Origin of the sequence: uncultured Methanofollis sp. (genome assembly GCF_937919355.1) — an archaeon.
Classification (GTDB): domain Archaea; phylum Halobacteriota; class Methanomicrobia; order Methanomicrobiales; family Methanofollaceae; genus Methanofollis.
On record NZ_CALFSA010000117.1, the window covers coordinates 1 to 16,312 of the forward strand.

The following is a 16,312-nucleotide window of genomic DNA, read 5'->3' on the forward strand; positions in this document are numbered from 1 at the left end:
CAGTGGATCGTGATGATGGGCTTCATCATCGCCGTGGGTTTCTTCTTCCTCGCCCTGGTGGTCAACCAGGCGACTCTGGTCGGCCAGACGACGGCCGAGGGCGTGCTCGAGTTCCCGAAGAACGATATCAGGGACCTCAGGAGCGAGGTGATCGATATCGCCGGCGCCGGCGATCTTACCGAAGACCTCACAAAGGACATCGAAGCCCTCTCCCTTGCACGAAAAAACGCTGTCGTGGACATAACGAACACAAGTGTAAAGATCTCCGAAAAGACCTACGCGCAGGTCCAGATAAACTTCAACAACGGGGTGACGGCCTACAATGAGACCACATATGTGTGACGACGAGAGCGGCGTGACAAACCTGGTGGAGTATGTCACCATCACCGGCATCCTGATGGTCCTCCTGATCGTCACGATCTTCGCGACAAACGCCATCTTCATGCAGGGGCCCTCAGACAAACTCGCCTACCACTCCTTCGTCGATGTCGGGAACGGCATCTCGACGAGAATCGTGGACATCTACGTGATCGCCCCCGACACCGGCACGATCACCACCGACTTCGACATCCCCGACGACGTCGCCGGGCAGGACTACTTCGTGGAGATGAAGGAGGATCTCGGCGACCAGAAGGTCGTCGTCTCGCGGGACGGCATCACGAGCACCATCTCCATCGCCGGCATCGGGGCGACGATGGGCGTGACCGGGAGCACGACAGGCAGCGGGATAAACAGGCTCACCTATGACTCACGGGGGTTTGAATGATGAAAAGATTTGAGATCGAGAACAGCGAGGGGGTATCCGAGGCAATCGGATTCATCCTTATCTTCGGACTGGTGCTGACCGGCATCGCCCTGATCACCCTGTACGGCTACCCGATGCTCACGCAACAGCAGAGCAACGCAGACGTGCGGAACATGGAGCAGACGATGGTGGTGCTGCAGAACGACATCAAAGCCCTCTGTTTCAAGAGCGTCCCGTACAAGGAGACCGCCCTGCAGGTGAACGGCGGGTCGCTTGCGGTGGTGAACGCAACCAACACTGGAGAGCGATTCAAGATAGAGGCGATAAAAATTGATGGAAGTGCCAACGACACGGCGAACATAGCGATAGGAAAAGAAGGACTTACCCCCTTCTCCCCCGGCATGCTCGTCTACACCTCAGACGGCCAGGACGCCACCATCGCCCTCGAAAACGGTGCGGTGATCAGGGCGCAGGCAGGCGGGTCGGCGATGATCGCGGAACCGCGGTGGTACACCGACGACGCCAACGGAAAGAAGACACTGGTGATCAACCTTGTCGCCCTCAATACGACCACGCCCATGGCGAGGACAGGCATGGGGGACGTACGGCTGCAACTCGTGCCAACGGCCCCGCCGCACATAGAGTCCTTCGCATCAGGGGAGACGGTGAAGGTCACCTACATCACCCCGACAGATCAAACCCTGGACTTCTCGAAGGCCTGGGAGAACTACCTCACCGGCAGCCTCGGGATGAACGAGGTCAATGACAAAACCTATCAGATGACCGGCGTGAACCGCCTGATCATCAAAAAATACGAGATCCAGGTGCTCTCCATCTGAGGCACCAGAATAGTATCTTTTTTCAGAGATATCCGTGACCGCGGAGCCAGTCGACCTGTGGCCTGGTGTAGCGGTATATGATATCGCACTTGTCTTCCTGGAAGTCCCATGGGGTGACGATCAGGGTATCGCCCTCGCGGATCCAGACACGCTTCTTGATCTTGCCCTTGATCCGGCCGACACGGGTCGTGCCGTCAAAGCACCTGACCCGGATATGGTTTGCGCCGAGCATCAACTCCGCGCTTGCAAACATCTCCTTGTTCCTCTTGTTCGGGAGACGGACCCGTATGATCTCCCCATCAGGCCCACTATTATTATCTTTGAAATTTCTCAGGGAATCAACTCCATACTTTTCGTCTGTGTTCTGCAACCTTTTCTGCTGAGAGGATATAAGAGTATCTTTCAGGATATGCACACCAGTTTTCCCGCCCGGGAAGACGGAAAAACCGGCGATGTCATTATTCTTCACCCCCGTGACGGTGACGGTGGTGGATGTCGGGGACATGGGGGTGGTCGTGCCACATCTCGACGTGGGCGTGGGGATGGGAGTGGTATCCGTACCTGTCGAGAGGGGGCGTGCCCGGCGGGTGCTCGTGGTCGTGGTGGAGGTCGTCGTGCCTGTGGCGGTGCTCGTGCACCATCGCCTCGTGGTGGTGGAGGTGGGAGTGGCGCTCGGTGACGAGGAGGTACGCTCCCATCGCCATTACAGGCAGGGCAAGGTAGAATGCAACGTCAAAGGGTGCTTCAAAGAGGAAGAACGCTGCAGTAACACCGAAGAAGGGTGCGATCGCAAGGATCGATCCCGTCCGTGCCGTCCCCACGCTCCGCAGGGAGAGGAGGAAGAGGACGCTGACAAGACCGCCATAACTGAGAAAACCGACCAGCATCGCAAGGAGGCAGGTACCGGGTGCCGGCAGAGTTTCACCGAGGACGTGGGCGAGGGTCAGGGAGAGAAGACCTGCCCCGAGGCCCTTCACCGCCACGGTCGGGATGGGGTCCTTTGCCGATACATTCCTGCTGAAGTTGTTGTCCATCCCCCAGAAGGTGCAGGCAAGGAGGATACCGAAGGCCGCAAGAGAGAAACCCTCGACTCCGCCCGACTCCCAGGAGAGGATGATACAGGATGCGGTGATCAGTCCGAGCGCCCCCCAGGTCCGCTTTCCGACAGCTTCGCCGAAGACGATCGCCGCAATGACCGCTGTCGCCACCGCCTCGAAGTTGAGGAGGAGGGAGGCGGTCGCCGCCGGGGTCGACTGCAGGCTGAGCATCAGGGTGACCGGGGCGAGAAACCCGCCGCAGAGGACGATCCCGATAATCCAGGGGATATCGGCCAGCCTGAGCGCCGCCTCGGACCCGTTCCTGTCATGGCCGAGGACCCGGCAGGCGAGGAGATAGGCGGCGACACCGCTCCCGCTCCCGAGGTAAAAGAGCCCGGCAAGGGTGACGGGCCCGATGTCACCCAGGAGGACCTTCGCGACAGGGGCGCCGCAACCAAAGAGGAGGGCGGCAATAAGTGCATAGATGTAGGGCAGACGTGAGGGGGCGACCATAGGAATAGTATCTCATACATCGGCAGGGAGGGACATATAGATGGCGGGCGATACGGCCTCGATGTACCAAAAGAGGCAGGATATATGCCACAGAGAGACACCGGCATGCACAGAGCGCACCTGTACCGAAAGACCGGGATATTATTCTATAGGCGATGGGATAAACGGATGAAGATACGCGGAGGCACGGCACGTGAACAACATATATTGCGCATTCGTCCTCATCCTCTCGGCGGCATTGATCGCAGGGTGTACACAGTTTGCACCCTGTATCGGTGGTTCAGGGAATGTTGTCTCAGAGACGAGAACAGTCGAACCCTTCCATAGCGTGGACCTGGCCACCATCGGCACGGTCTACCTGACACAGGGTGCACCGGCCTCTATACAGATCGAGGCCGAGGACAATATCCTCCCCCTCATGCAGACAGAGGTCACCGACGGCGTCCTGACCATAGACAACGAACAATGCATCAGGAGCACGCAACCCGTCATCATCAGGGTCACGACTGACGAGGTCAGGGGGATATCGGTGAGCGGGTCGGGGTCTGTCATCAGCGAGAACGAGATCAGGTCTGAGAACCTGGAAACCGGGGTCAGCGGGTCAGGGTCCATTGACCTCCGGGTGAATACGACCGAGATCGCATCGACCATTTCCGGGTCGGGGAGCACTCTCCTCCGGGGAAAGGCAACAAACCACACAACAGTCGTCGACGGGTCCGGGAGGGTAGCGGCATTCGACCTTGAGACCAACCATTCAAAGGTTACGATAGAGGGGTCAGGGATTGCAGAGGTCTTTGCGACCGACGATCTGGACGCAGTCATCTCGGGCAGCGGAATGATACTCTACAAGGGCAACCCTGCACACCTGACGCAGGAGGTCACAGGGTCGGGGGGCGTGGTGCACGCTGGATAGGAATGGAGAGCAAGGATCAGGGCAGGCAGCACCATAAAAAGGCTAATATATTGTGAGTAACAATTCACCCCGTGCCAATTAAATAATCCAATCTTACTGTAAAAACGGGGTGAAGCAGATACGATGACCAGAAAAGAACCACATTGTCATTTTTCTTACTGGAGTGTGATACCGGCAACAGTTTCTGCCGAAGAATCTGACGCGAAAAAAACGTTGGTACGGAAATGGAACCACTCAATCCTTGCGGCAACGCACAGGTATCCGTTCCTGGCACCTTTCATGAAGAACATGCCCTATATATGCCATGGCGTCACGCTCACGCTGACAGGACCGCGAAAAGCGGGAGCAGTGTCCTACCAGGACGAGAACCTGGACCTCCAGCCCGGCGACTGGGTCGAGGTCAAGCCTTTCGAAGAGATATCAGTCACTCTTGACGAGAACGGGAGGCATAAAGGACTTTTTTTCATGCGCGGCATGGACAAGTTCTGCGGACAGAGGTTCAGGGTCTTCAAGCGAGTCGAGAAGATCATGCTGGAGACGACAGGGGAGATGAGGAAGATCATGACCCCGACTGTCTTCCTTGAAGGGGCACTCTGTGACGGCACGGCTTATGACGGGTGCGACCGTTCCTGTTTCTGTTACTGGAGGGAAGTCTGGTTGAGGAGAGTGCCGCCGCCCCCATAACACCTTTCGCTCTTCTCTGATCTACCACTCTCTCACCGGCAATGCCGCGGACGATTGATACAGTTTCCCCGACAGCAGGCACCTATTTTCTTCCGGGAAGTTGGCCGTAAAAAGGAAGCCTGCGAACTTCTCGCAGGGCTTGAAGAAAGAGGGAGAGAGGAGATGTCAAAGACAGGAGAGGCATTCTAAAGAGCGATTCAGGGAAAAAAACAGAAAGAAATGCACGGATAACAATTGGAACAGATATATATTACGAAGACCATCGCCGAGTATGAACGCTACGAACACCCCCACCCCCCGTATCGAAGACCTGATAGCCCGCAGTCAGATGGAAGAGGATTCATTTGCAGCGAAGATCTATGCGGTCGATCTCCCCCCGGAACTCACAGAGTTTGCCCGGAGATATGAGGAGATGGGAGGAGAAAGAGATGTCTTCCTCTGGAAATGGTGTTGGGACCTCCAGTATGCCAGGAAACCCGGATTCATGCTCTCGTCGGTACCTGAAAAATATCGCAGGAATGCAGCACTGGCAAAATCCCTTCTCGGCATGGCGGCGACCTTCATCGACGATGTTTCCGACACCCTGAAGGACAGACACCTGCTGGACGCCATCCTGACGATCCCTCTTGACGGAGAGGGGGCCATCCCCGATGATCTCAGCGAGAAGGGATACCTCCGCGCCGTGCTGGTCAGGGACACACTCAGCACCGCCCATGACGTCCTCGCCGCCGGACCGCGGTGGGATGAGTTCAGAACCGCCCTCTACTACGACCTCAAGCAGACCTGGAACTCATTTGCCTATGCTTATCTTGTCAACACGCACCCCGAACTCATGAACATCACGGAGAGCAGGATCTACACCTCGCATACGATGATGTTCTACATCTTTGCCGATATCGACGCGGTCTTCTCCCCATCCCTCGACATCGAAGAGGCCCCGAAACTGCGCGAGGCGATCTGGCATGCCCAGCAGATGAGCAGGATCGGGAACTGCGTCAGCACCTGGAAAAGAGAAGTGAGGGACGAAGACGTGACCTCAGGTGTCGTCGGTTATGGAATGAGTACGGGTATTATCAGGCCGGCAGACCTGAAGGCGATCGGTCGGGAAGAGAAGAAGAGGGAGGTCATCGCCCGTCTCACGGAAAAACGCGTCGAAGAGAACCTCTTCCAGGACTGGGAACAGAACAGGGCGAGGGTCCTTGAGATCGGGAAATTGATCCACTCCGTAGATATCGGAGCATACCTCGAAGGGATCGAACTTGTGATGTTCTATTACCTCTCAAGCCGGGGGAAGGGATCGGCGATATAAAGATCGGAAGCGGGAAAAAGTATTTTTCCGGGACCAGGGACGGGACATTGACCGGAGAGAGATTCCACCCGTCGTCCAGAACTTCTGTCACTGCCTCCTTCGGGACGACGACCTCCCATACTCCTCCCTTCAGGGGGTCCAGAAAATCGTCCCGTCGCGTCACAGTCCCATTCTTCCGTCTCTGCGATACCGGTACAATCCGGCAAAGAGTATTTTTTTGTCCAGGAGAGTTCCTTTCAAGACGTGCGTATGGGGGGGATAGGGGCGTTGTACAGGTACGATGTATGCGAGACAGGAGTTCGTCACCTGTACAAAAAGCGGCTATTGATATCGGCGGGCACCGAACAGGAGGTCCACAGACTATGACAGACGGACTGGTGCAGGCAATACGGGAGAGGTGCAGGGCGATGGAGATCCCCCTCGTGGGCGTGGCAGATGTACGGAGATGGGAGGACCCACCCTTCCGGCCCTGGATGCCGGAGGCATTCTACCCGCAATCGATCTTTCCAGAGGCCAGGTCGGTGGTCGTGATCGGCCTGCCCGTCTCCCTGCCTGTCATCGAGACCGCCCCGTCGATCTGGTACAGGGAACTCTACCGGACAGTGAACACTCTCCTCGACCAGTACACCTACCGGATCGCCGCATATCTCGTCGAACGCGGGTATCCGTCCGTCTTCGTGCCGCGTGACGGCTACACGGGCATCGACGTCCTCCTCGAAAAGCCGGTCGCTTTCTTCTCCCACCGCCACGCCGCCTTCCTCGCCGGACTCGGGACTTTCGGGGTGAACAACATGCTCCTGACACCCGGATACGGCCCGCGGGTGCGCTTCGGGTCCGTGATCACCGCCGCCGAACTCCCGCCCGACCCTCTCATGGAGGGAGACCTCTGCACCCGCTGCATGGCCTGCGTGCGGATGTGTCCGGCCTCGGCCCTCGGCGAGGGCGGGTACCCCGCGGCCCTCACCGATAAAAAGGCTTGCGCCGAGAACAGCGCCCGGCTTGAGAAGCGCCACCTCGCCCCCTGCGGGATATGCGTCAAGGTCTGCCCGGTAGGGCGGGACCGTGACCTCTATGGCAGGAAGAACATCGGCATCTACAGCGACCCTTCACGGCGGCCCGACCTGGAGCGGGCATGGGAACATGTGCGGTCGTACGGGACGAAATAATAGATGCGAGAGGCCGGAATCGAACCGACGAACCCCTGCGGGAAGTGATCTTGAGTCACTCGCCGTTGGCCACTTGGCTACTCTCGCACGGTGCAGATGATTTTTCGCTCGGCCTCCTTGAATACCTATCGCCACTCCGGGCGGGGGACGAGACGCCCTGTCCTCGCCATGTAAGCCCTGTACTCCTCCCCGAAATGGTCGATCATCATCGCCTCCTCCCGCGGCATACGCCGGAGGATAAGGGGGACGACGGCGACGAGCATTGCCCACCCGGCGACGCCATTCCAGAGGAGGAAGGGGAGGGCGAGCGCCCAGAGGAGGTGCGCAAGGTACATCGGGTGGCGGATGCGGCTGTAGACACCGGTGGTGACAAGGTTCTGCCCGGCGGAGACAGTCGGGACCGGCGACCAGTTCTCCCCCAGGTCGGCGTGGGAGCGCCAGAAGATGAGGAGGGCGGTGGCAAAGATGAAGGCTCCTGCAACGCCGGCGGCGTCGGGGAGGCGGTAGTCGGCAAAGGAGAGGAGGGGGGTGAAGGCGTACACGAGAGGTAAGACGAGGATGCCAAGGCCGCCCAGGGCCATGAGGGCCGTGTCGAGGGGGTCTGACCAGAGGTCAGGGTCTCCCCTCTCCCGCAGGCCCCTGCCATATGCGGCCCTGATGAGAGAGCCTATGCCAAGGCCGCCGAGATAGCACGCCGTCCAGACCGACATCCCTGCCACCTGTACAACACCTCTGTCCGTCGCACCGCCATCATGCACACCCGGCATATACCATCTCCGCATCGGGTACAGCCGCCAGACGAACGCACAGTCCCGCATGCCGGGACCGGCAATCTCAGGAATCTTTCAGAATATCCTCAAGTATCTCAACCGCGTCCCGCACGTAGAGGGTGCAGCGCGTGGAAAAGACGCCGGCCTTTCTCGCAGCCTCAAGGCCGCGGGGATCGGAGAGGTCGTAGCCCACGAGAGCGGTGCAGTCCACCGACCCGTGGCGGTCGCCGAAACGGCGGAGGAACTCACGCACCAGTGCGTAGCACCGCTCCTTCCCCTCCCTGTCGCCGGGCACGGCGGTGCCGAGGGCGAGGCCGAGGACAAGGACAGCGCCGCTCACCGCCCCACAGGTCCTGCCGGTGTGGGAAAGACCACCGCCGAAACCACATGCAAATTTTCTGACCACGGCCTCGTCCATGCCATAGTCCCCGGCAAACGCAGTGGCGACGGCCTGCGCACAGTTCAGGCCGCCGGAGAAAGCCTGCACAGCCCGATCAGATCGGTCAGACATCCGCATCACTTCCGCCGGGCCGATACCCGCCGGTATTCGGCCATCAACGCATCGGCATAGGCGGCGGTCTTCTTCGTCGGGACATAGTTGAACGCCTTCACCCGTCTCAGGAGTTCTTCCCTGATCTCCTCCTCCTGGTTGAGGCCGAGGGCGGCCACATCGCCGAGGATGCGGTCGAGCTGGTCGATCCCTGTCGCCTTGCCATCGACCAGGATCGTCCTGATCCCCGGGCCCTCGGGCACGACGCCGCCGCAGATGGGGCAGTACTTCCCTTCGTCCGGCATTGCTCTCACTCCCTGATCATGGTCAGCATCATCTTGAACCGCGTCACCGCGGAGAGGGCGTGGGGGGCGTTCGCCGGGAAGATGATCGTCTCCCCCTCTTTCATCTGGTGCGTCTCCCCGGCAAGCCAGACCTCGCACTCGCCGTCGAGGATCGTCACCACGGCATCGTACGGCGCCGTGTGTTCGGAGAGGCCCTCGTCCTCGTCGAAGGAGAAGAGGGTGATGCTCCCTGCCGGCCTGTTGACGATCATCCGGCTTGCCACCGTCCCGTCCTGGTACTCGACGAGGTCCTTCAGTCGGAGGACCTTTCCTTTCAGTTCGGCACGTTTTTCTTCGCCCATGGTCATAGCAGGCACTTTCACGCCAGCAGATAAAATACTGCCGTCACCGGTCCTTGAAAGGGGTCCGTGATCCTCCGTCCGCCCCGCGCCCCGTGGGGACACGGCAGGAGAAGGCCGTCCCTCTTACCTGGCCGGCGGCCTCTGGCACTTCGACGGACAGGGGAAGATCGCCTTCCCCTCGGGGTCGACCTCATAGTCCCGGGGGTGTTCGATGAGGTCGAGGACGTTGATCTCCATCGCGATGAGGTCTTCGTAGGTGAATCCGACAATCTGAGAGAGGCCACCCCGTCGGTATTCGACAAGGACGCCGTTCATCATCTTATTTGCACCGGTGATCTCATCCATGGTCCTCCCCATGCGGCCGCTGCATATCAACCCTTCGGGAGGAAAAAAAGAGGGATTCAGTCTGCCCGCAGGATGGGGTACTGCACCTCTGTCCTGAGCTCTTCGGGCGGTACCTCCTGCGGGTTGTTGTAGTAGAGTTCCCTGTCGGGGCCCTGGAGGGCGAGGTCGTGCGCCCCGGCGTATTCCAGGATCCTGCCATAGGCGAGGTTGAGGTTGTAATACGGGCCGGTATGGAGGACGGAGACAACCTGCACCTGAGGGAGGGTCTTCACCTCCACCTCTTCGCCGACGCTGACCCGGCCTGCGACCGGGACCGCCACCTCGATGTCGGCGTCGGCCTCCCTGTACTCCTCGTCGTGACAGAGCATCATCACCGGGCCGGCGATCCGCACGCCGTTCCGCCGGTTTTCCGGACTGAACGCGGCGGCCATCAGTTCCCCGATGAGACGGTGACAGACGTCCTCATAAGTCCCCTTCTCTCTCCTGCTGATCACCCGCAGAGCGGGGATCTCCTTGATGGCTGGTTCAGACAGCGACATTGCAAACAACTCCTGGAGGGAGGGCCTGGCACGCAGCACCTCCTCGACCTTCTTGAGATGCGCCATCTCCTGCCGCACCGCGGCAAGGCGCCTCTCCACCATGTCCACGCCGTCGTCGCCATCGAGGGCCGCCTTCATCTCTTCGAGAGAGAAGCCAAGTCCGGCAAGGGTCCTGATCCGCACCGCCGCCTCGAGTTGCCCGATGGTGTAGTTGCGGTAGCCTGTGATCGGGTCCTTTGCCCCGGGCACCAGGAGGCCCTTCCTGTCGTAGAGGCGGAGGGCCTTCTGGGTGAGGTACACGGTCCGCGAGAATGTCCCGATGGGGATCTGGTCGATGGTCATGGTACTACCTGAGAGTGGGCGGCCGTCTGTCATCATATGCCGCAGTCTGCCCCGGGGGAAGGATCAGGGCGGCGCCGCTGCTCCCGCGGATCATCGGCACGAGGATATAAGAACAGATCTCTGCGGGCACGGCTACCGACAGATGATACCAGAGAAGAGAGGGCATCAATGAGAATGGATGGGATCGCTGAGATTTGAACTCAGGTCAGAGCGTCCCGAACGCCCTAGGATGGACCAGGCTACCCTACGATCCCATATCCTCCCCGCGGTGCAGGATACATCCGTACACCTCAAAGAGTGCATTATAGGTGTGTGCTCACAGTATTTGAGGGATTCTGTTCGTGAGCAGGGGGAGGGCCCGGTCTGGCCGGGATCAGGGGACATTCAGGGGGGGGAGAGAGACACCGCCGCCCGCCTGCCGGGTGTGCGCATGCGTGAGGGGAAAGGCAGGGCGAGAATTGAAAAACCTAACAGGGTTCGGAATTCGATGGCCGGAAGGAATCGCGCGGGACATATCACAATCTATCAATTTGTCACATACTGATAGATACAGATATCAGGGAAGGCCGTCGAGGATGTCCGCGCCTATATCAGGGAACAGCAGGAGGAGCATGCCGGGAACCTGAATCTCAGGCAGGTGGATATCCTGAAGATGATGATGAAGCATCCCGAAAGGCCGGTGACCGTCAGGGAGGGGAGGGAGACCGTCCGGGTCGCCTGTGGGACGGCGAGGAGCGACCTTTTGCACCTGGCCGAACAGGGATATGTGGAGAAGAGGGCGACGGGAAAGGAGTTTGTATTTCTGTACAGGAGGACGCCATGAATAAGAGTCGCAGGTGATGGGGACGCAATCTTCAGGAGAATGTTTCCGTTCGATGAGAGAGACGTCGTGACGTAACCAGAGACGGCTCACGGACAACCTTTATATGTGATTAATGGAGAGGAAGTACTGTTATACACGCTATCGTCCAGGATCAGGACGATAGTTTCTTCTTTTTCTGAGTTCTTTCACTCAACATGCCAGAGAGAGTGGCTGTTTTCATCGATAACGGATATCTATCCAAAGTTGTCCCGAAAGGAACGAGGATAGACTTTTTAAAATATTCAACTGATGTCTGCAGGGGCAGAGAGCGTCTGCGGACATATTTCTATGACTGCATGCCGTACCAGAGCGACCCGCCACAGTACGATGAAAAAGTGAAGTACGCACAGTATTGCAAATTCAGAGACATAATTGAAAGTTTACCGCGTTTCCAGATGAGGCTCGGCAAACTCAAAAAAAACAGCGACGGGACGTTCGAGCAGAAAAGAGTCGACATCCTGCTTGCGGTCGAACTTGTGAGGCTCAGCTGGTCACACCAGATCGGATACGCCGTGGTCGTGACAGGAGACAGCGATTTCGTTCCAGCAATCGAGGCGGCAAAAGAAGCAGGCGTTATCACCACATTGTACTACTCAAAAGGGACGGTACATAACGAACTGCTTTCAGCCGTCGACGAACGGTATGAGATGGATCAAGCGTTCTTTGAAAAGGTGAGAAGAGAGAACAACCACTTCACATAAAATCAGCAAGACCCAGCTGTTTTTCCTTCTCTTCCCCGAAGGTCGAGAGGATCGCCTTGTCCAGCACCTCGACGCGCTGCTTCGTGTACTCGGATATGGCGTACTTCTCGCACATCTTCTTCGACATATCCAGGTACTTCTTCACCGAGGCCTCGTGGACGGTCGGGTTCACCTTGCCGCCGCACTTCGTGCACTTGCCGGCGAGGGGCATGCGGCGGTACTTCTGGCCGCACTTCGTGCACCGCACCGTCTGGGAGGCGAAGGCCCTGAGGTTGCCCATCAGGTCGCGGATGAAGTGGGTGTTCAGGACGCGCTCGGCCACGTCGTCGACGTCCACCGCCCTGATCTTGTCGCCGAGTTCGAGTTCGGCCTCCATCTTCTCAAGCATGGTGCCGAGGACGGTGTAGGTCGACTCCAGAGGTCCGGCGGAGATGTCCGAGGTGTCGTGGGTGAAGCGGAAGCCCTCATACTGGGAGGGTTTGCCCAGGCGGAGGTCCACGTGGTCGATCACCTTCTCAAGTTCTTTCGGCGGGGCAAAACGCTGCGCCGCCTCGTAGAGTTCGAGGGGGTAGTGGTCGACGACGTCGACGTTGTGGCTCTCCTTGTCCACCTCCTTCGGGTCGAGGCGGGAGGTGAGGACGAGGGGGGCGTCCATCGATCCGCCGCGGGTCTCGGGGAGGAAGGAGCGGGAGAAGTTGATGAGACCGTCGAGGAGGAGCATCACGCAGTCCTCGTCACCGTCGCACTGGCCGCAGAAGATCCCGTTTGCGGCGAGGGTGTGGTCCTCGGCGACGGTGAGGCAGTAGACCGCCTCGTCCAGGCACATGATGTGGGTCACCGCGGAGACTGTGTCCGCGATCACCCGCCCGCCCTCCGCCACAGGCACGCGGTCGCCGGCACGCACCTCCATTGCCATGATCTTCCGGAGGTAGTCAGTCTCCCAGACAAGCATCGTGTGGTCGGGCGTCACCTCGAGGACCCGGCCGCGGGCGGTCTCGACCCTGATCAGGTGGTCGGGCGCACGGTGGACGGAGACCGCGGTCACCCGGCGGAGGCGGACCTCGCCCTGCGTGTCCACGGCCTGCACGGCGCAGTGCCGCTTCGGCTCAGACCAGTGTGTGCCGGCATGGTCGAGGCCGGGGCGGGAGACGTCGAAGTTCTCAAGGACGAACTTCCCGACAGGCACCTCACGCCACCGCCCGTCTTCAAGCACCCGGATCAGGGTGTCGCCGGCAAAGCAGTTCCTCCTCTTTGCGGCGTGGAAGAAGGGATGGCCGTAGCCGACGCTCGCCCTCGTGAACCCGATCAGGCGGCAGAGCACCCCCGCAGAGGTGTGGGGGGCAAGCCCGATGAGCATCTGGCCGATGAGGTCGGAAGGCTTCTCGGCGTTGTAGAAGCGGGGCAGGCCGTAGAATTTCTCCAGCAGGTCGTCCATGTAATGGGAGACCTTCAGGAGCCAGTCGCCGCAGAGGGCCGAGACCATGATGTCCTGGCAGCGCAGTTCCAGGATCTGGTCGGGGGAGACGAGGTCCTGGCCATTGTAGTCAAGGGTGTAGCCGATCTCCCTGAGTTTCTCGACCGGGGCGCCGACCTCCCGCGGGCGGAAATGGGTGACGGGGAGGTCGATCATGTCGTAGCGGACCGTCCCGTCTTTGAAGACGTACAGGTCGTGGGAAGCCCGGATCAGCCCCTTCTCCATGGGCTCGATCGTCCGGTCGCGGGAGATCATGCCCTTGACCCCCTTCACAAGTTTGAGGCTGTCCTCCCGCATCAGGAGGCGGGAACATGCGGCGGCGTACTCCTCCTTGATGTTCAGGTCCAGTTCCTGGAGGCAGACAGTCTGCCCGCCGCACTGGGGGCAGACGGCGGCGGCGACCTCCCTGTTGCAGTGGGGACAGCGGTAGACAGGACTCGTGTGGGCGCCGCACGCCTCGCATTTGTTCTTGAAAGTCACCGCGCCGCACTCTGGACAGCGCCTCTCCCCGACCTCCACCCGGATCGTGCCGCCGTCGGTGTTGCTCCGCGCCTTGTAGGCCCCGGCCTCCTGGATCGACCGCCGTGACCCGCCGTTCTCGCCGACAGGGAAGAGGACATGGGGTGCCGGTTTCATCTCCCGCGGCTTCGACTTGCCGGGCCTTCCCATCCGCCCGCCTATCCGCGTCCCGGCCTTCGAGCGGATCGTGAAGCCGGAGAGGTGGGAGACGAGGGCGAGGGACGGGCCGCCGACCGGGGCGTCGTCCCATGCCGGGCGCATCTTCAGGTCGAGGCCGAGGCCAAGACAGGCCAGGAGGACGAGGTAGGTCGGCAGGACGATCTCGTCGCCCTCCACGGTCTGGGGGATGAGGAGGATCTCAAGGGAGTGCTTGATCCCGGGGTCATTCTTCACCCTGAGGGCACCGTCCGCGATCCGGCCGTGGGCAGAGACGTACTCTGCGAGGGCCCTGACCTCCTCGGGCGTGAGGTCGTCCCAGATCCAGGTGTACGCCGGGTGGAGGGGGATGCCGGAGAGGGCCATCTCGACCGCCTCCACCTCGCTCTCCGGCGTCTTCGTACCGCCCTCCAGCCGCCACCACTCCTCGCAGTAGGCGGAGGGGACGAGGGGGTGGTTGTTCTCCAGGAACTCGCCATAACTGATCAGGATCTCGCCGATGTCCAGGATCTTGACGATCTGCGGGATGACCTGCTTCGCCTCCACTGCGTCGTCGACGCGCCTCACCTCTCCCGAAGCGAGGAGGACGGTCGGGCCCTCGATCGTGTCCACGGGCACGACGCCCGCCGCCTTCCCCGGCCTCTCGGTCTTCATCTGGGTGCCGACAGCAAGATAATCGCCGAGGATGTGGAGGGTCGCCGGGTTGAAGCCTGCGGCCGCAAAGCCGGTGTTCCGCGACCGGCCGTACCTGAGGCGGAACCCCCCCGGACGCATGGGGTACGAGAAGACAGGGCGGCCGCCGATGAGGTCGCGGATGTACTTGTCCTTCGGGTGGACGCCGGGTTCTTCCTCCTCGTCGGACGACTTCGAGGCGGCGCCGTCGATGACCTGCTGGAGCCAGTCCCACCCCTCCATCTTCATCTTCCTGACGTTCTTCATCACCTTCGGGGCCTTCAGGGCCAGCCCCTCGGCAACGACCAGGCACATGCCGCCCCGCACCGTGTTCGTCTCCACGCGCTCCAGGTTCCGGTGCCCGGAGACCTCCTCCCTCTCCGTCGGTTCGCCGTCGATGCAGACCGGGCAGTTCTCGATGATCAGCCTGATCTCGGCCTCGCTCGGCATGTACTGCATTGACTGGATGTTGTTGTACTGCTGGAGTTCCTCGACGTACCTGTCCACCTCCTCGGGCCTGGGCTTGTACCGGTCGATCCCGATCCCCCGGCGGACATAGTCGCCGACGAGCACGGAGAGGGCCTGCGCCGTGCCGCCTGCAGAGCGGATCGGCCCGGCATAATAGATCTTCAGGTACTCGGTGCCGTCGTCGTTCTTGCCGATAGAGACCTTTGCTATCCCTTCAGTCGGCGCCGCCACCACGCCTTCTGTCAGGAGGCCCATCGAGGTCCTGATGGCGTGGTCGGCGATCTCTTCGCGTGTTGTCTCCCCGAATGTCTTGGCCACGAAATCGTCGCCTATCTTGAGGGCGACCTCTTCCCGCGACATCCCGGCCTCAAGGTCCCGGATCCTCTGGGCGACGCCCTTGATCCCGATCAGGGCCTCGACACGGTCGCCGATATCGTTCGCCCGCGGGATCTCGACCTCGGTCGTGGGGTCGTACCCCTCCGCACGCGCCGCCTCCGCGACCTTCAGGGCGACGTTGAGGTTTGCCTCAAGCCTTTTGAAGTACTCGGCCATCGCCGGGGAGACCGCAACCATGAGGATACAATGGGAGGGATGAGACAAAGATGTTTTTGCCCGACCTTTTATACAGGGGAATTCTGGTTTTTCCCGCCTTCAGAACCTTTTTTCAGCCCCACCTCCAGGATCTCGCGAGCCGCGTCCCGCACGTCGGGGTCGGCGTCGGAGAGGGCCGCAATGAGGGCGTCAGTCCCCTGCCTGTCACCCTCCTCCGCCAGGATCATCGCCGCCCCGATCCGCACCCACCTGTTCTTCCGGGAAAGGGCGGACCGCAGCGCCGGGGCCGCCACGTCCCCTATCTCCCCGAGCGCCGCCACAGCACAGAACCAGCGCTCCTTCATCCGCAGAGCGTCGATGAGGGGCTCGACTGCAGGTCCGCCTATCGCGACAAGGGAGGATGTCGCCACGTCGCAGACGTCTTCGTCACCATCACCGAGGGCCCCGACAAGGGGTGCGACCGCGGCGTCTCCGCCGACGGCGCCGAGGGCTTCGGCCGCCTTCCACCGGACTGTCTGGTCGGGATCGACGACAAGGGTGGAGAGGGCCGGGATACCGTCGGGCGATCCG

Annotated in this window: 19 protein-coding genes and 2 tRNA genes; 9 read left to right on the forward strand and 12 right to left on the reverse strand. The window is 60.5% G+C overall.

Annotation, left to right across the window (positions count from 1 at the left end):
* The 3 genes from Q0520_RS05435 to Q0520_RS05445 all read left to right on the forward strand — a co-directional run.
* On the forward strand, window positions 1-342 hold a 342-nt coding region (locus Q0520_RS05435; protein WP_298667419.1), incomplete at its 5' end, for a hypothetical protein.
* Complete coding sequence (locus tag Q0520_RS05440) at window positions 335-766, forward strand: hypothetical protein (RefSeq protein WP_298667420.1); 432 nt, start codon at window positions 335-337, stop codon at window positions 764-766. The genes Q0520_RS05435 and Q0520_RS05440, both read left to right, overlap by 8 nt.
* Window positions 763-1,584 (forward strand): hypothetical protein, encoded by an 822-nt coding sequence (locus tag Q0520_RS05445; RefSeq protein WP_298667421.1) that lies wholly within the window; start codon window positions 763-765, stop codon window positions 1,582-1,584. The genes Q0520_RS05440 and Q0520_RS05445 overlap by 4 nt, the downstream gene beginning before the upstream one ends.
* A 22-nt stretch (window positions 1,585-1,606) precedes the next feature.
* On the opposite strand, the gene eif1A is transcribed toward Q0520_RS05445, so the two are convergent.
* Together eif1A and Q0520_RS05455 are read right to left on the reverse strand one after the other, a co-directional pair.
* Window positions 1,607-1,918, reverse strand: coding sequence for a translation initiation factor eIF-1A (gene eif1A, locus Q0520_RS05450; protein ID WP_298667443.1), 312 nt, complete (start codon window positions 1,916-1,918; stop codon window positions 1,607-1,609).
* A gap of 124 nt (window positions 1,919-2,042) precedes the next feature.
* Window positions 2,043-3,134, reverse strand: coding sequence for a DMT family transporter (locus tag Q0520_RS05455; protein WP_298667422.1), 1,092 nt, complete (start codon window positions 3,132-3,134; stop codon window positions 2,043-2,045).
* Window positions 3,135-3,327: 193 nt separating this feature from the next.
* Here Q0520_RS05455 and Q0520_RS05460 point away from each other — a divergent pair, with 193 nt between their 5' ends.
* The 4 genes from Q0520_RS05460 (at window position 3,328) to Q0520_RS05475 (ending at window position 7,206) form a co-directional block, all read left to right on the forward strand.
* Window positions 3,328-4,047 carry a head GIN domain-containing protein gene (locus Q0520_RS05460; RefSeq protein ID WP_298667423.1) on the forward strand — a complete coding sequence of 240 codons (720 nt, stop codon included), beginning with the start codon at window positions 3,328-3,330 and terminating at the stop codon, window positions 4,045-4,047.
* 213 nt (window positions 4,048-4,260) lie between these two features.
* The gene (locus Q0520_RS05465; protein WP_298667424.1) at window positions 4,261-4,731 is read left to right on the forward strand and encodes a hypothetical protein; all 471 of its coding nucleotides are present in this window, start codon (window positions 4,261-4,263) and stop codon (window positions 4,729-4,731) included.
* Between the two features lie 271 nt (window positions 4,732-5,002).
* Window positions 5,003-6,040 carry a hypothetical protein gene (locus Q0520_RS05470; RefSeq protein ID WP_298667425.1) on the forward strand — a complete coding sequence of 346 codons (1,038 nt, stop codon included), beginning with the start codon at window positions 5,003-5,005 and terminating at the stop codon, window positions 6,038-6,040.
* Between the two features lie 362 nt (window positions 6,041-6,402).
* On the forward strand, window positions 6,403-7,206 hold the full coding sequence (locus Q0520_RS05475) for an epoxyqueuosine reductase (RefSeq protein WP_298667426.1): 804 nt from the start codon (window positions 6,403-6,405) through the stop codon (window positions 7,204-7,206).
* A gap of 4 nt (window positions 7,207-7,210) precedes the next feature.
* On the opposite strand, the gene Q0520_RS05480 is transcribed toward Q0520_RS05475, so the two are convergent.
* The 8 genes from Q0520_RS05480 to Q0520_RS05515 form a co-directional block, all read right to left on the reverse strand.
* Window positions 7,211-7,293: transfer RNA gene (locus Q0520_RS05480), tRNA-Leu, on the reverse strand.
* Window positions 7,294-7,331: 38 nt separating this feature from the next.
* Complete coding sequence (locus Q0520_RS05485) at window positions 7,332-8,024, reverse strand: protein-S-isoprenylcysteine O-methyltransferase (RefSeq protein WP_298667427.1); 693 nt, start codon at window positions 8,022-8,024, stop codon at window positions 7,332-7,334.
* A gap of 16 nt (window positions 8,025-8,040) precedes the next feature.
* Complete coding sequence (locus Q0520_RS05490; protein ID WP_298667428.1) at window positions 8,041-8,487, reverse strand: C-GCAxxG-C-C family protein; 447 nt, start codon at window positions 8,485-8,487, stop codon at window positions 8,041-8,043.
* Window positions 8,488-8,492: 5 nt separating this feature from the next.
* A complete protein-coding gene (locus Q0520_RS05495) occupies window positions 8,493-8,771 on the reverse strand; it encodes an NAC family transcription factor (RefSeq protein ID WP_298667429.1) in 279 nt (92 codons plus the stop codon).
* A 5-nt stretch (window positions 8,772-8,776) separates the two neighbouring features.
* Window positions 8,777-9,112, reverse strand: a complete 336-nt coding sequence (locus Q0520_RS05500; protein WP_298667430.1) for a cupin domain-containing protein — start codon at window positions 9,110-9,112, stop codon at window positions 8,777-8,779.
* Between the two features lie 123 nt (window positions 9,113-9,235).
* Window positions 9,236-9,457, reverse strand: coding sequence for a hypothetical protein (locus tag Q0520_RS05505; RefSeq protein ID WP_298667431.1), 222 nt, complete (start codon window positions 9,455-9,457; stop codon window positions 9,236-9,238).
* A gap of 56 nt (window positions 9,458-9,513) precedes the next feature.
* Window positions 9,514-10,338 (reverse strand): MerR family transcriptional regulator, encoded by an 825-nt coding sequence (locus Q0520_RS05510; protein ID WP_298667433.1) that lies wholly within the window; start codon window positions 10,336-10,338, stop codon window positions 9,514-9,516.
* 179 nt (window positions 10,339-10,517) lie between these two features.
* Window positions 10,518-10,592, reverse strand: a tRNA-Pro gene (locus Q0520_RS05515).
* Window positions 10,593-10,990: 398 nt separating this feature from the next.
* Between Q0520_RS05515 and Q0520_RS05520 the strand changes: the two genes are divergently transcribed.
* Together Q0520_RS05520 and Q0520_RS05525 are read left to right on the forward strand one after the other, a co-directional pair.
* Complete coding sequence (locus tag Q0520_RS05520) at window positions 10,991-11,161, forward strand: hypothetical protein (protein ID WP_298667434.1); 171 nt, start codon at window positions 10,991-10,993, stop codon at window positions 11,159-11,161.
* A 194-nt stretch (window positions 11,162-11,355) separates the two neighbouring features.
* A complete protein-coding gene (locus Q0520_RS05525) occupies window positions 11,356-11,901 on the forward strand; it encodes an NYN domain-containing protein (protein WP_298667436.1) in 546 nt (181 codons plus the stop codon).
* On the opposite strand, the gene Q0520_RS05530 is transcribed toward Q0520_RS05525, so the two are convergent.
* Together Q0520_RS05530 and Q0520_RS05535 are read right to left on the reverse strand one after the other, a co-directional pair.
* Entirely contained in the window at window positions 11,894-15,763 is a 3,870-nt protein-coding gene (locus tag Q0520_RS05530) for a DNA-directed DNA polymerase II large subunit (RefSeq protein WP_298667437.1), read from the reverse strand. The genes Q0520_RS05525 and Q0520_RS05530 overlap by 8 nt on opposite strands.
* A 47-nt stretch (window positions 15,764-15,810) precedes the next feature.
* Window positions 15,811-16,312: HEAT repeat domain-containing protein (locus tag Q0520_RS05535; RefSeq protein ID WP_298667439.1), on the reverse strand; the 502-nt coding region annotated here is incomplete at its 5' end.